The following is a 13,675-nucleotide window of genomic DNA, read 5'->3' on the forward strand; positions in this document are numbered from 1 at the left end:
TCGTGCGCTGGAACCCCCTCCCCGACGCCGCCGGGCCCGCCGCACTCTTCGCCCCCGGCGCAGTGCGTACCCGGACCTTCGACACCCCGGAGTCCCTCGGCGTCACCTTCCACGAGGTCCACGCGAAGTCGATCGTCAACCGGGTCCCGGACACCCTGGTCGTCTTCACCGTCCACGGGCTCGAGCGCCTGGCCCGCAGCGGTGCCGAGCTCATGACACTGTCCACCGAGCCACAGGCTGCACGAACCAGCACATGGGTTACGTCGAGGCCGTCAACGCGGTCCGCGCCAGATCGCGTAGCCAGACGTGTGCGGGGTCGGTGTCGTAGCGCTGATGCCATGACAGGTACACTGCGGCCGGCGGAAGTTCCAGCGGCAGCGGGAGCTGGATCAGCCCGAGAACCGTGGCGGCTGAGCGCGCCGTCGATTCGGGGGCGGTGACGAGGAGGTCCGAGCCGCGCACGAACTCGAATGCGGCCCCTTCGGTCGGCGCGGACGCCACCACGCGTCGCGTGAGGCCGAGTCGCGCGAGAGCGTCGTCGAGGGCGTTGCCGAGCCTCCCGCGCCGCGAGACGGTGATGTGCTCGGCCGCGGCGTACCTCGCGGCGGTGACAGCCTTGACCCGGGTGAGCGGGTGCCCCCGCCGCACGACGATGACGTGCCGGGTCTCCGCCACTCTTTCGGCGTGGATGTCGGGTGCGGTCGGGCGGTTCGCGTTCGCCTCCAGGTCGACCTCGCCTCGACGCAACTCGGGTGTGTCGATGCTCGATTCCGCGAGGAAGCGCACACGCACGCCCGGCGCCTGCCTGCGTACGGCCGTGAGAAGCGCGGGGCCGCCGAGTGCGACGAGCGAATCGTGCCAGCGGAGTGTGAAGGTGCGCTCGAGCGTCGTCAGGTCGAGTTCGCGACTCGGCGCCAGCACGCCCCGGACCTGCTGCAGCAGCTCGTGCACCTGCTCGCGGACGGCGATCGCGTAGGGCGTCGGTGTCATCGTGCGCCCGGTACGCACCAGGATCTGATCCCCCGTCGTGCGCCGGATCCGGCCGAGGCTTCGACTCATCGCGGGGGCGGTGACGTGCAGGCGCTCAGCAGCTCCGGCCACGCTGCCTTCCTCCAGGAGCGCATCGAGCGCCGCAAGCAGGTTCAAGTCCAATTGCATGAGAGTCATCCTAGGCGTGCTTTACATGCACTTGTAGTTAATGGTGCGCTCTCCTACCTTCGAGATGCGGGAGCGAGAGAACACGGGGTTCGCCCGGTCCGCCTCACCACGCCCTTTCAGATGGGAGCACAGCCATGCCCGATTCGATTCAGACCACCGGGATTCCTGCAACCGCCGGTACCGCGTCGGACGCCGACCTGCTCGCGCAGACCGCGAACGCCGTGCGCGCGGCAGGTTCGGCGCTGCGGGCGCGGTTCGGCGAAGTGGTCCGCTACCGGACCCGCGAAGAACTGATGCGCGCGCTCGCCGCCAACGACGACTTGGCCCTCGACATCCTTTGCCCCCGCCTCGAACTCCTCCGCCCGGAGGCCCGCTTCGTGGAGGACGAACTCGCGGGCGGGGCGCTGCCTTCCGGCGAATGGTGGGTCCTGGATCCGGCCGAAGGCAACGTCAACCATCTGCACGCCCTGCCGGAATGGGCGGTCACCGCCACACTCGTGCGCGACAACCAGCCGGTGCTCACCGCAGTGCACCTGCCGTTGAGCGGTGAGACCTACACCGCACTCGCCGGCGCGGGAGCGCACCTCGACGGCCGCCCGCTGCACGTGTCCCGGACCACGGATCTCGGCCTGGGCATCGTTGCCACGAGCCAGGCCAGGCCGGACGAGGACGAGGGGGTCGTACGGCGCATCGGCTCCTCGATCACCGCGATGCTCTTCGGCGCGCTCGTGGTGCGGACGTCCGTGCCCGCCACCCTGCACCTGCTGCACGTGGCCGCCGGCCGGATCGACGCCTTCTGGCAGTTTGCCGGAGCCCGCGCGGACCTGCTCCCCGGGGCGCTGCTCGTCGCCGAGGCCGGCGGGCGGATAACCGACGCCGACGGCCGCCCCTGGACCCCGGAGAGCGAGAGCTTCCTGGCCGCCGCGCCCGGCGTGCACACCGAAGCCGTCACCACCCTCTCCCGCTGAGCCCCACGACAAAGACAAGCACCGGAAGGATCACATCAACATGACCATGATCGCCGTTCTCGGAAACGGCCGCGTCGGCGGCAGCCTCGCCCAGGCCCTCACCCGGGCCGGGCACGAGGTGACCGTGGCGGACCGTTCACCGGGCTCTGCCTCCGACGCCGCCCGGGCAGCGCAGATCGTCATCAACGCCACACCGGGTGCCGGCTCGCTGGACCGACTCGTCGCGCTGCGCGAGGAACTGCAGGGCAAGATTCTCGTAGACGTCTCCAACGCCACCGTCGACGGACCGGACGGATTGCCGGCCGAGTTGCTCTACCCCGGCTCGAGCCTCGCGGAGCACCTTCAGGAAGCCCTCCCCGGCACGCGCGTCGTCAAGACGCTCAACACGATGCTCCACACCGTGATGACCGCGCCCGCCGCGCTCAGCCAGGCGCCGACCGCTTTCCTCTCCGGCAAGGACCCGGAGGCCAAGCAGGTCGTACGCGGGCTTCTCGGCGACCTCGACTGGCGGCAGGAGTGGATCACGGACCTCGGTGGCATCGAGACCGCGAGGGCCGCCGAGGCCGCGATCCTCTTCGTGCCCCACGTGATCCGATCCAGCGGATTCGCGCCCTTCGCAGTCTCGATCACCCGCTGAAAGCCCGACGCGACTCTTCCTGAGGACGTGGCCTGCTGCTCACGGCGGAGGCCACCGGCGGCCTGCCGGGTGCAGGCATCGCCTCTCTGCGGGGTGACCTGTCTGAGACGATGCCTCCTGCCTGTCACCGCCGACCGAAAGACTCACTCCATGGTTGCGAAGCTGCCCCTGCAAAGCCCTCGTTGGCGTGACCTTCACGGTGTGACGGCGGCCGACGTGGGAGCGCTCGTGGAGCAGATGACGTCCACGGCCGCCACCGCCACCGCCACCGGCGACGCATGGCGGCAGGCCTGGACGTACATGACCGACGGCCTGACAGACGACGGAACCGTGTTCGACGGGGCCTACGCGGCCCTTCCGTACGTCGTCGAGGCGGCCGCGGACCTGCCGCCGGTGCAGTCCGTGGATTTCTGGGTCGACCTGGGATTCCTCGTGACCGCGGAGGACAGGCGCCCCGTCCCCGATGATCTTGAAGAGGGGTTCGACGCCGCACTGCGTCTGGCCGAGCGGGCGGCCGTCCGAAGCCTTCTCGCCGCAGGGCGCGAAGGGAGCGTTACCGCGCAGGTCCTCGCCCACCTCGCACTGTCCTGTGCGGCCTTCGCCGGTCACCACACCGCCGCAGCGTTGTGGCAGCTTGTCGCCCCGCGGGAAAACGGCCTCATGCTGGTGTGTCCCGGGTGTGAGAGCGATACCGAGATGCCCGAGTTCTTCCGGGACCCGGTGCGTCCGGCTTTCGAGGCTCCGGGACTGCCTGCTCCCACGTCTGTCCGCCAGGGAGAGCACCCGTGGGGCGGGATCGCCGCCGCGTTGCAGGACGAGGCGTTGGGGGAGGGGTGGGAGCCCTTCCTGCGGGTGGCGCGTGAGGTCGCGGCGGCGGGAGTACCTCCTGAAACACCGGGGCAGGCCGTCCTGTGCCTGGTTGCCGGCGTGGTCGCGGTCGGGGGCGCCTCGCAACGGGCCGGGAAGGAGTGGGCCCGCGAACTGATGCTGCTCACCGGGTACTTCCGCTGCTGGGACTGCGAACGGACCTGGTCGATCGCTGACGGGTTGGCGGAGAGCCCTGGCGGTGCGCGCCCCCAACAGCCTCCGACCGAGGCGGCCACGTACGCCGACGGGTCGGCCGCCCCGGGGGAGCCGCCGGCCGGACGCGCAGGTGAGACGGCGCCCCGGATCCGGCAGGAGGGGGACGCCCTGCTCACGGGCCAGGGCACAGCCTCGGGCCGTATCACGGTGTTCTCTGATCCCGTGCCCGGTCCGTTCGGGGGTGTGGACTCCTTGGCGGTGATATCCCGCCCCGGCCGGCCGACGCTAGTGGCCGGCGCCGGGGGCGGGGGCGTGGTGTGCCTGTGGGACATGGCCGACGGTCGACTCGTCCATGGGCCTCTTCCGGGGCATCCTGACCGCGTCCGCTCGCTGACGACCCTGCCCCTGCCCGATGGCCGGGTCCTCCTGGCGAGCGGAGGCGACGCCGGGACCCTCGCATGGTGGAATCCGGTCACGGGGCAGTCACTCCGTGAACCGGCGGGCAACTGGCTCGGCGGGGTGACCGGGATGTGTGCCGCGATCGTCCCTGACGGTCGGACCCTGCTCGTCACCGCCACCCCCCGAGGCGCGGTCCGGCTGTGGGACCCGCTCACCGGTGAGTCCGTCGGGCGCCTCAACCCCTATGGCAGTCCGATCCAGTCGATCGCCGCCGTCCCGATCTCCGCCGGCCACACGCTGGTCGCGGCCTCGGACACCGCGGGCCGCCTGCATGTGTGGGATCCGGCCGTCGACGACCCCTGGGAAAAGGGTGCGGCCGTCCAGCTGAGCGCACGTGCGCTCGACGATGCCGACCACCGTGTGGCAGCCGTGGCGGCTGTGCCCGCTCCCGGTCGAACGGTGCTGGCCACGGGCGACAACCATGGCGTGGTCATGCTGTGGGACCCCGCCACCGGCGCCCCGATCGGCGACGGCCTGCCCGCCTCGACGGGGACCGCCGGCCTGCCGGTCATCACCGGCACCACCCTGCAAGGCGGTCGCACCGTCCTGGTCGCCGGCAGCAGTCAGGGTCGCAGGCTGCGGGTCTGGGAACCGGAGACCGGTGCGCTGCGACACATCGCCCTGGACGTGACGATCACCTGCCTGGCCACCGCAGGACCGGAGCTGATCGTCGGACACGACCGTGGAGTCCTCAAACTCCCGCTCACAGGACTCTGACCGTTTCGCTCCGGTGGGACCTGCGGAACCCACCCGTCGGGTGAGACCGCACGCAACCCACGAGTCGGAGCGAGGAGGCGCGGTGTCGGCGCGACCGTCGGCACCGACCCGACCTCACGTACGGACGGCCGCCGGGGGGCGAAGCGGCCGTAGGAGCCGCTGCCGGCCCACCGGAGTGACACCGATGACTATGCAGGTGCGCGCGGTTCCCCGTCCTGGACATGCATGTGGTTGATGGCGGCTTTGAGCTGCAGCCAGGAGGGATCGGTCGAGGTCGCGGTCGTCACCGCCTCCAGATCGTCCGGGCCCCAGGTACGAGCTCCGTCGGTGACGACGAGGTGCGATTCGAGGTCGCCGTCGTCAGGGATGACGGAGGTGGCCTCCAAGAAAGCGGCGACTGCTGCCGTCGACGTATCGGCCCCCGTGTCCAGGGGCTCCGCGCAGGCGACCGGCACGGACACGAGTGCGAGGTCGCCTGCGCCGCCGGCGATGACGAGTCCGCCTGTCGCAGTGGTGCCGAGCGCGGTGACCGGGAGGCCGGCGAGCACGTCGTGCTCGACCGCCTGCCGGGTCTCGAGGTCGACTTCGATCAGAGAACCGGTCGGAGTTCCGATCCAGAGCACAGCAGCGTGCGGTGCGAACGCGATGTTGTGCCGCGACCAGGCCCGCATTTGGTCGAGCCACTCCTGCGGGTATGGGTAGCCGGGGCTCGGGTCGCCGAGAGCGGTCGCGAGAACGCGGTGAAGTGAAGGGAACTCGAATACCTGCAGAGAATTCCCGTATGCGTCGCCGCGGATCGCGAGATGACGTCCGTCCGTGCTGAAGACCGGCGTCTCATAGCCGTCGGCATCGAGTATCAATGCCCGGCGAAGGACCCGCATCACGGCGGCCGGGTTCTCCTGATCGACCCGCGCGAAGAGTCCGAACGTCGCGCCTTGATCGCTGGCCAGCGTGGCCAGCAGCCCCCCTGCGGGATGCTCTGCCACCCCTGTGTCCCAACGTGGCCCGGTGCTGACGGTTCCCGACACGAGGTCGATTACGTCGGAGCTCTCCCAAGCGCTGTCCGCATCAGAGTTCGAGGACGGCGATGCCCACAACGTGCGACCGTCAGGGCTGAACGCCAGACTGCGATAGCGGGCGGCGGCGGGAATGCCGTCCGGTGCGCTGAGCCCGGCAGGAGTCCACTGCAGCACGTGGTCCTCGCCGGCCACGACGAGCAGTGGCAGGTCTGGATGCCATGCCGCAGCGGGTGTCCGCCGCGCGCGGTCCCAGCCGATGGAGTCACCGTACGCACTCGACTCGGCGCCGATGGAGGCGAGTTCGCGCAGCCGGCCCGCCTCGCATGCCCAGACGTGCACCGCAGGGCGCTCCGAGTCCCAGCCGGCCACCAGGGGCAGCCGCGGATGGCAGGCCAACCGCTCGACCGGACGTCCGCTACCGACCCGCACCTGGGATATGACCTCGACCTGTGCAGCGTTCACCCCTACACCGTAGTCGGCGGTGGCTCGCGGAACTCCTGATGGTCGGGGTCCGCCTCGTCGTATACGGCCGCGTCCTCCAGCGATTCAACACGCCCCCGTGGGAGCCGGGCCGAAAGCGTCGGCGAGGCTGGTCAGGATGGAGCCGGACCAGCTGTTCTCCCCGAACACGCTGACCGGCATGGCGAGCACCCCGCACTCGCGCCGGAGCGTCTCTGCTGGAATGCCGACCGGGAAGAAGTAGTTGCCGGGACAAGTCCGGCTCGCCGTGGGAATCGCTCCGAGCACGTCGTCCGGCAACCGTTCGAACAGCCGCTCGGCCCGCGCGGCCAGTTCATCGGCGACCTGCCGGGGCACATTGCTGTGCTCGGTCAGCAGACGCTCGGCGAGCCTCAGTTGGGCCGACGTCGGCGGCTCCGCCCGGAACGCTGCGGCCAGTTCGGTTTGCGCCGGCCCGAGCAGGACCACGCCGAACGTGCGTGGCCACAGCCACCCCTTGGTGACCGAATGCAGGAGGACTGCGGCACCCGTGTCCAGCAATCGCCGTGTGCCGGCAGCGAACGGGGCTCCCAGGTCGTAGACGCCGTCGATCAGCACGCGGCGGCGCGGTGACTCCCGCAGCCACGACATCAGCGCGGCGCACTCGGCATCGGACAGGTATCGGCCGAGCGGTTTGCTGGGGTTGGCGACCAGGAGGTATTCGGGGCGCCGGTCCGCCGGCGGCGTCGGCAGGGCCGGGGCCGGCAGCGTCGGGTAGGACGCCGGCTCCAGTCCCGCAGCGCGGGCCAGCTCGAAGTAGACCGGATACACGTCACTGGGCAGCCACAACCGCGCCTGCACGGCGTGCAGCCGGCGGAACACCACACTGAGCCCGTGCCGGACCCCTCGACAGACCATGGCCCGGCCGGACCACTCCTCCGGCAGCTCGAAGCGCCGCAGCCAGGCACGCGCGAGATCGCACCGGTGCACCGTACTCATGTCGGTCGGCGGTTCCGGTCGCATCGGAGCGAGCGCCCGGTACACGTTGGTCTCGGCGGCGTCCAGAAGCGACGCGGAAGCACTGAGCTCCCGCTGCCGGAAGTCCTGGAACTCCTCGAACCTCATGCCACTGCGCCTTCCCGCACGATCTCGCTGGCCCGGTCTTCCAGGGAGGCGTAGCAGCGCCCGTCGGCCATGACGTTCCAGCTGCGCGCGATCCCGTTGGCGCGTTCCCAGAGCAGGCTGGGCTCGGTGTAAGCGGCGATCCGCATCGGCCGTCCGTCCCAGCTGCCGTGGTAGACCGGCGCGCCCCAGGGCAGACGGCTCGCCAGTGCGAAGCCGTGCTGCTCGGCGAACCGGGTGACTATGGACAGCGAGACCTGGTGCTCTCGGCTCCAGACGTTGGCGGTGCGGTCGAAGTAGAGCGACTCGGTACTGGTGGAGACGTAGAGCTCTTTGAAGCAGACCTCCTCGACATGGAGGGCCGCGGCCCACGAGAGGTAGTCGGCGACCGCGGCCGCGTCGGCGACGCCGCCGTGCTGGAGCACGCAGATCAGCCTCGTCCGCAGCCCCGGCCAGCGGTCACGTTCCACGCGCCAGGTGTCGATCACCGAGCTCACCGGAGTACGCAGCATCATGAGCCGCTCGTTGACGGCGTCGTCGTGATGGTGCCGGGAGACCGCCAGCACGCTCAGACCCGCGGTGTCCAGGGCTGCGAGGCGGTCGGCCCGGTCGGAGTGCGGGCCTTTCGCCAGGGTGTGCGCGTTGGTGATCAGGACGACCTTCGGGAAGGCCGCCGAGCAGGCGGACACCAGTCGCAACTGCTGGTCGAACGGTATGAGGGTGGGTTCCCCGCCGCCGGTGATCACTGCGCGCTCGGCGCCCGCCCTACGGGCGCGCTCCAGCCAGTGGGCGACCGCGTCCCATGGGACCCTTGCCGGCGCCTGGTCGCTGGAGATCGAGGCCGAGGAGAAGCAGAACGAGCACCTGGCCTGGCACGCGGAGGCGACCGGCAGAAGCGATATCGAGCGCGGTCGCGTGTCGGCGTAGCCATGCAGCGTCGATCCGTGCAGCTGCAGGGAGGCGGCCATAGCGTCCTCGACGGTTGTCGGACGCAGAGCGAACCCGTCGCCTGCTTGGTCGAGCTCGTGGACTGCCGACAGGCGGATGCGATCCTCGTGCAGTTCCATGCCGAGGCCGGTCGACACGTTGGGCACCAGCGTGCCGGGGTCCACCACGGTTTCCAGCACCAGCAGCCGGTCGCCCGGTATGGCCAGACGGTCCAGCAGACGTCCTGCCTTGCCTATGCCGATTCCCAACTCCGAACGGGTCAGCAGATGGAACCGGTCGGGGTAGGTGCTCTCCGGAATACCCGCCTTGCCGTAGGCGTACGCGTACTTGTCGAAGCCCTTCGCGAAGTTCGACAGCACGATGACGTGGAAGCGCTGGTCGCCATGGTTCATCCCGTCATGATGCATGAACGGGCCTCGGATGACATGGGCCGAACTGCAGATGGAACGGGCTGTTCCGGGTTCCCATCCGGTCCGTCGCCAACCCGCGCCGGCCACGACACGGCCGCCCTCTTGCAGTGCGCGCCGCCCGCGCGCTGCACGCCCGCCGGTGACGGAAACCGTGGACCGGCCCGGTGTCGCCGACGGCCCGCCCTGTGTCACGAGCACCCGATCGCATCCCGACGCCCGACCGGCGGCGCCGGGAACGTCCTCGCGGAGACCTCGGCGGGAACCTGCCGAGGTTCCCGCCGAGGCGCCGATCAACGTCTGTGGCAACACATTCGCGTCATCGCCCTGTCGAGCCAGGCGTTCGGGAACACCCGCGTCGACCAAATGGCCCGTGCACGGGGTGCACGGGGCGCGTTCACCGTCAACTGAGGGATGCGTCTATCGAAGAGAGCGGCACGGAGAACAGCACGCGCTGTGGAATCGCCGTATCGGTGCCGGACCAGTGTCCCGAGCTGTCAGCCGCCCATTCGGTGAGTGTCCATACCTGACCCGTACTCCACCAGTAGGACATGCTCTCGGTGTGCTGGCCCCAGCAGGCATACGTGATGTCCTGCCCGCAGTTGGCGGCCGCCTTGGCTCCGCTGGTGTTCTGCCGCCACAGGATGCCGTGCTGGCCGACACCGCCGCGCGCGTCGTCGACGTAGAAATTCGGTGTGCCGCCGCTGGTGGCGCTGTGTGACAGCACTCCCTGGAGTCCGACAGCCTTCGTCTCGTACGCCTGCGAGGCGTTCACGCGGCTGCTGCTGTCCGTGGCGAGATAGCCGGGGTCGGAACCGAAGTCGTACCGCCAGATACGGGCCGGCTGCGAGCCGCCGGAAGAGAACCACTCGGTGGCGACCAGACTGTCCGGCACACTGCTGCGGTCCAGCGAGATGGACCCGAAGCACGGCAGGGAGTCGTCATCGGTAGAGGTGCAGCTCCCACCGGCGAGGCTGTACGAGCCGATGGCGGGCATCACGTACTGGTAGCCTCCGGCCGACCATCCGCCGCTCACCTTGCCGACTGTCGAGCTGTTGACGGTCGCCTGGAGGATGCGCTTCATGTCGAAGACGTACATCACGTTCTGGTCGGCGTCCTTCTCCCAGGACGTGACGATCAGCTTGTCCTGGTACCAGACCATGCCGCCCATGTGGGACTTGAGGGCGCGGTAGTCGGTGCCGCCGCTCAGCGGGACGACCGGCAGTACCCAGCGGTATTTGAAGGCACTGGGGTTGTTGGCGTCGATGAAGGCGATACGGCCCATGTGGTCGGTGGTGGTGGTGCCGTTCTGGCCCCAACCGGACAGGATGACCTTGTTGTTGCCCCACACGCCGTCGTTGTCCGCGTCTCCTGAAGAAGTCACGGACTGCGGCAGCCAGTCCTGGGTCACCGCGTCGCCGGTGTCCCAGCAGTAGGAGACCTGAGCGGTCGGCTTCACCGGCAGCGCGGCGGTCTCCGTGGCGGAGCAGTTCGCCCCGTTGCGCATGGTGTGGTTGGCACTGGCGAGTACTTGGTCGACCCCGCGGGACGTGCCCATCTCGTTCGCCAGATTGTCGAGAGAGGCAGTCGGAACGCGATGCTCGACCAGTCGGAGCTTCGCCAGCTCCGAGGAGGAGGTGACCGGGGTCAGGGCACCGGGATTGTCGCCGGGGGCCGCCGCAGCAGTGCTCGCCGGCGCCAACAGTGTGGCCACCGCCAAGCAGGCGGTGGCCACAGCGGCTCGCAGGCCTTTTCTACGCATCCTATGGATCCTTATTTGACGGGAGTTGAGGCGGAGGCGACGGCGTTTCTCAGGTGGCGCAGTCGCCTTCGTTGCTCGGGTCGTTGCCCTTGATGAGGACGGTGCCGTTTTACCCGGGTCGCTGCTGGAGCCGGGGGTGTCGAGGTACCCGCGGACGCCGTGCCCGTCCGAGCTCAGGCCGCACACCGTCAGGGTGTCGCCGGTTCTCGGTCCGTCCGGCCCAGCTGCCACCCTTGCCGGTGCCGGGGCACGCGTGTCGGCGGCGTATGAAATCCGTCCGCCGATCAGGAGACCGGCTGACCGCCAGGGCGAGTGCCCCGGCCAATCGGTATGTCATGTCTCTCTTCGGCATATCGGGTCGGTCGGGTGCAGCTCGGCACGAACTGCCGGGAGGAGCTTGCTGTGAAACGGCGTCGTCTGGCAACTCGCTCGGGCATAAAGCTACTTGCACCGTCATCAGTGTGTCATTTCGCGCGACCGCAACCGTGCACCGCCGGCTGCACTCCTGTCGTTGGCGGAGAGTCCACAACGTCCTGTGCAGAGAGTCCACTCGGCCCGCCTCATGTCGTTCGCCGGTGTATCTGTGCCGAGCGCCGTCCGGCTGCCGTCATGCGCGATGACCGTGCGCACCTCGGGTCCAAGCAGGAACAGCGCCGAGCTCGGCGGTGATCTCCGCTGCCCGAGCCGAGCTCCAGCAACGGTGCCGCCCAGTCTCGAGGAGCGGTGCCCGACGCACGCGAAATCCCGCTGTCCGTCGTCGTCGAGTTTTGGTCGTGCCGGACGTCGGCCACCAGGACGGTTCTTCCGCCGCAGCGACGGCCTCCACGTCCCGCAGGTGCCGGGCGAGGCGCCCGTGCCAGGCGGGCTCTTCGCCGGGTGCGAGAGCCGACGCGGAGCTCTTCCGGGCCGCTCGGGTGTCTGCCCTTGCCTCGTCACCGGTCCTGACCGGGCCAAGTTGCCACGAGGTCGCGGTGGCTTGCGAAGCCGGGGCCGGGAACCGTGTCCTGGACCGGCTCGCCGTTCAGCCAGCAGATGGTGAAGGTGTCGCTCTCGGTGTCGAGCACGCAGCACGTTCCGCCGCTGCTGGCGGTGAGGCCGGTGAACACGGCTCTGATGCTTGCTGACCGCTCGAACATCCGACTCATCCCGGATGTGGCTGCGGTGAACTGCAGCGACGCGTAGCGCGGGTGAAGCGCGGGCGCGAAGCGGACCGTGAGGTAGACGTAACCGATCGCGATCCTTCCCAGCTCATCGAGTTCCGAGTCCTCGACGTCGTAGAACTCGCGCACCACGTCGTCGACGCCGAACATGATGGAGGTGTCGAGGTCAAGCGCACGGCTTGTCGAGCAATCGACCGGTTCGCTCCTGAAGTTGGAGGTGAACGGGAGGATGATCTGGTCACCGCCAGGCAGGGTGACCGTGAGCGGCGGCACTCGCTGGGTTCGCGGCGCCAGCTCGGCGAGCTCGGTCAGTGCGCCGGCAACGTTCTGGGCCGGTGTAAAGATCTCGTAGCTGTAGTTGAGCCCCATTCACTCCACCCCCTGTGCACTCCACCCCTGAAGGCCGGACTGAATCTTCCCAGACGTGCCCGCGCGGGGCCTCTGCATTTTCTGGTTCCTCGCCGGCCCCCGCCGACTGGATCAGGTCCGTCAGGATCCTGCGCGACCTCTTCCGCCTGGTCGCCGACTGGTGAGGCGCCCGGGAGTTCAGCGGTGGACCAGATCCAGCGCCTGCTGCACGGTCGAGAACCACCCCTCGCACGACGTACCGCACGATGTTCCTCCTGCGTCGACCACGGCCGCCTTGCCTGGGCGCCATTTCGAGCCGCCCTTCTCCACGACGACCCGCGCACACTACGGGAGCATCGGCGTGGGTGCGTGGGTGCGTGGGTGCGTGGGTGCGTGGGTGCGTGCGTGCGTGCGAGGTGGGGTGGGAGGGGCGAGCTCGCCGCACGCGCCCCTCGACGGGTCCATCGCCTACCTCCGGACCGGAATCAGCGGTGCCCGCAAGATGTCCATCCAGCCCGGGCAAGAAGATCTGCCGCAGCCATCCGGACGTTCGGATTCTCGTCCTGCAGAAGTTCGCGGGCCGTCGCCCCGTAGGCGGCCTCGTCGTCGCTGACCTGGAGCAGGTAGACCAAGGCCCGACGTCGAACCCAGTGGTCCGGATCCTTGAGCGCCGAAGCCAGCACCCCGGCGGCGTCACCGTCGAGCTCGGCCAGGGTCCGCACCGCGTCCATCCTCACTCGCCGGTCGGGGTCGTCGGTCACGGCTTGGACGAGCGCGTTCCGGGCGCGGCCGGTAAGGGGCTGACGCCCGCCCAGGGTGTAGGCGGCGGCTCGCCGTTCGCAGGGGGAACCCGATGCGGTCAGGATGTCGACGAGTTCCTCGGAACTGCCGCGCGTCTGGTCGCGGAAGTCGGGGACGAGCCCACCCGCCGGCAAGGCGTCGAGCCAATCCTCGTACCAGGTCAGGAAGTCCGGCTGGGGATGGAAGACCGGAGGTGCGGCGAGGTCTCCGAGGTTGGCGTCGAGGAGCTTGCCTCGAGCGGGGCCCGAGATCACCAGCAGTGTCATCTCCAGGCAGCCGCGATGGACAACAGGGTGGGTGCCGGCGTACGAGTTGTTCCCCATGTCGCGGAGCCGAGCCCAATCAGCGGCGACGGAGTCGGACGGCTCCAGTGCGAAGGCACGCCCAAGCTGCTGACCGGCGGTGGGGATGTCATGAGCGGACCGACGAGCCAGCGGGAGCAGGCCGTAGTCGGGTCCGATGCCGCCGTCGCCGACCTCGCGCAGGAACGTGCGATAGCCATGGGGGAGACGCACATCGTGCCGTGTCTCGAAGGCGACCACGCGTTCTTCACTGAGAGGGGTGCCCAGGCGTCGACCGCCGGGCGCACGCGCGAAGGTCCGCGGGCGGGGAACGGGTTCCGTGCAGGCAGCAGCCAGTTTGGATCGGATGCGGGCGACTCTGTCGTCCATGGATGCTTCTTCCGAGGGGCGGCGTCACCTTATGGGA

At 69.4% G+C, this 13,675-nt stretch carries 10 protein-coding genes and 1 pseudogene; 4 read left to right on the forward strand and 7 right to left on the reverse strand.

Going from position 1 to position 13,675, the window contains the following annotated elements:
* Window positions 1-2: 2 nt before the first annotated feature.
* A pseudogene (locus ACN6LD_RS17570) lies at window positions 3-149 on the forward strand (Rv2578c family radical SAM protein); the annotation flags it as partial.
* A 109-nt stretch (window positions 150-258) separates the two neighbouring features.
* Here the strand turns inward: ACN6LD_RS17570 and ACN6LD_RS17575 are convergent.
* Window positions 259-1,158, reverse strand: a complete 900-nt coding sequence (locus tag ACN6LD_RS17575) for a LysR family transcriptional regulator (RefSeq protein WP_445043656.1) — start codon at window positions 1,156-1,158, stop codon at window positions 259-261.
* A 134-nt stretch (window positions 1,159-1,292) separates the two neighbouring features.
* On the opposite strand from ACN6LD_RS17575, the gene ACN6LD_RS17580 reads away from it, so the two are divergent.
* From ACN6LD_RS17580 to ACN6LD_RS17590, 3 genes are all read left to right on the forward strand, one after another.
* Window positions 1,293-2,126 carry an inositol monophosphatase family protein gene (locus ACN6LD_RS17580; RefSeq protein ID WP_445043657.1) on the forward strand — a complete coding sequence of 278 codons (834 nt, stop codon included), beginning with the start codon at window positions 1,293-1,295 and terminating at the stop codon, window positions 2,124-2,126.
* A gap of 40 nt (window positions 2,127-2,166) precedes the next feature.
* The gene (locus ACN6LD_RS17585) at window positions 2,167-2,763 is read left to right on the forward strand and encodes an NADPH-dependent F420 reductase (RefSeq protein WP_319188813.1); all 597 of its coding nucleotides are present in this window, start codon (window positions 2,167-2,169) and stop codon (window positions 2,761-2,763) included.
* Between the two features lie 201 nt (window positions 2,764-2,964).
* Window positions 2,965-4,962 (forward strand): WD40 repeat domain-containing protein, encoded by a 1,998-nt coding sequence (locus tag ACN6LD_RS17590; RefSeq protein ID WP_445043658.1) that lies wholly within the window; start codon window positions 2,965-2,967, stop codon window positions 4,960-4,962.
* Between the two features lie 188 nt (window positions 4,963-5,150).
* Here the strand turns inward: ACN6LD_RS17590 and ACN6LD_RS17595 are convergent, their stop codons facing one another.
* The 6 genes from ACN6LD_RS17595 to ACN6LD_RS17620 form a co-directional block, all read right to left on the reverse strand.
* Window positions 5,151-6,443 carry a hypothetical protein gene (locus ACN6LD_RS17595; protein ID WP_445043659.1) on the reverse strand — a complete coding sequence of 431 codons (1,293 nt, stop codon included), beginning with the start codon at window positions 6,441-6,443 and terminating at the stop codon, window positions 5,151-5,153.
* A gap of 84 nt (window positions 6,444-6,527) precedes the next feature.
* The gene (locus ACN6LD_RS17600) at window positions 6,528-7,544 is read right to left on the reverse strand and encodes an aminotransferase class I/II-fold pyridoxal phosphate-dependent enzyme (RefSeq protein ID WP_445043660.1); all 1,017 of its coding nucleotides are present in this window, start codon (window positions 7,542-7,544) and stop codon (window positions 6,528-6,530) included.
* Window positions 7,541-8,881 carry a radical SAM protein gene (locus tag ACN6LD_RS17605; RefSeq protein ID WP_445043661.1) on the reverse strand — a complete coding sequence of 447 codons (1,341 nt, stop codon included), beginning with the start codon at window positions 8,879-8,881 and terminating at the stop codon, window positions 7,541-7,543. Before ACN6LD_RS17605 ends, ACN6LD_RS17600 begins: the two co-directional genes overlap by 4 nt.
* 418 nt (window positions 8,882-9,299) lie before the next feature.
* The gene (locus ACN6LD_RS17610) at window positions 9,300-10,658 is read right to left on the reverse strand and encodes a hypothetical protein (protein WP_319188803.1); all 1,359 of its coding nucleotides are present in this window, start codon (window positions 10,656-10,658) and stop codon (window positions 9,300-9,302) included.
* Between the two features lie 932 nt (window positions 10,659-11,590).
* A complete protein-coding gene (locus ACN6LD_RS17615) occupies window positions 11,591-12,187 on the reverse strand; it encodes a hypothetical protein (protein WP_445043662.1) in 597 nt (198 codons plus the stop codon).
* Window positions 12,188-12,651: 464 nt separating this feature from the next.
* A complete protein-coding gene (locus ACN6LD_RS17620; RefSeq protein ID WP_445043663.1) occupies window positions 12,652-13,638 on the reverse strand; it encodes a HEAT repeat domain-containing protein in 987 nt (328 codons plus the stop codon).
* Window positions 13,639-13,675 lie beyond the last annotated feature (37 nt).

Source organism: Streptomyces sp. SAS_272, from assembly GCF_052543235.1.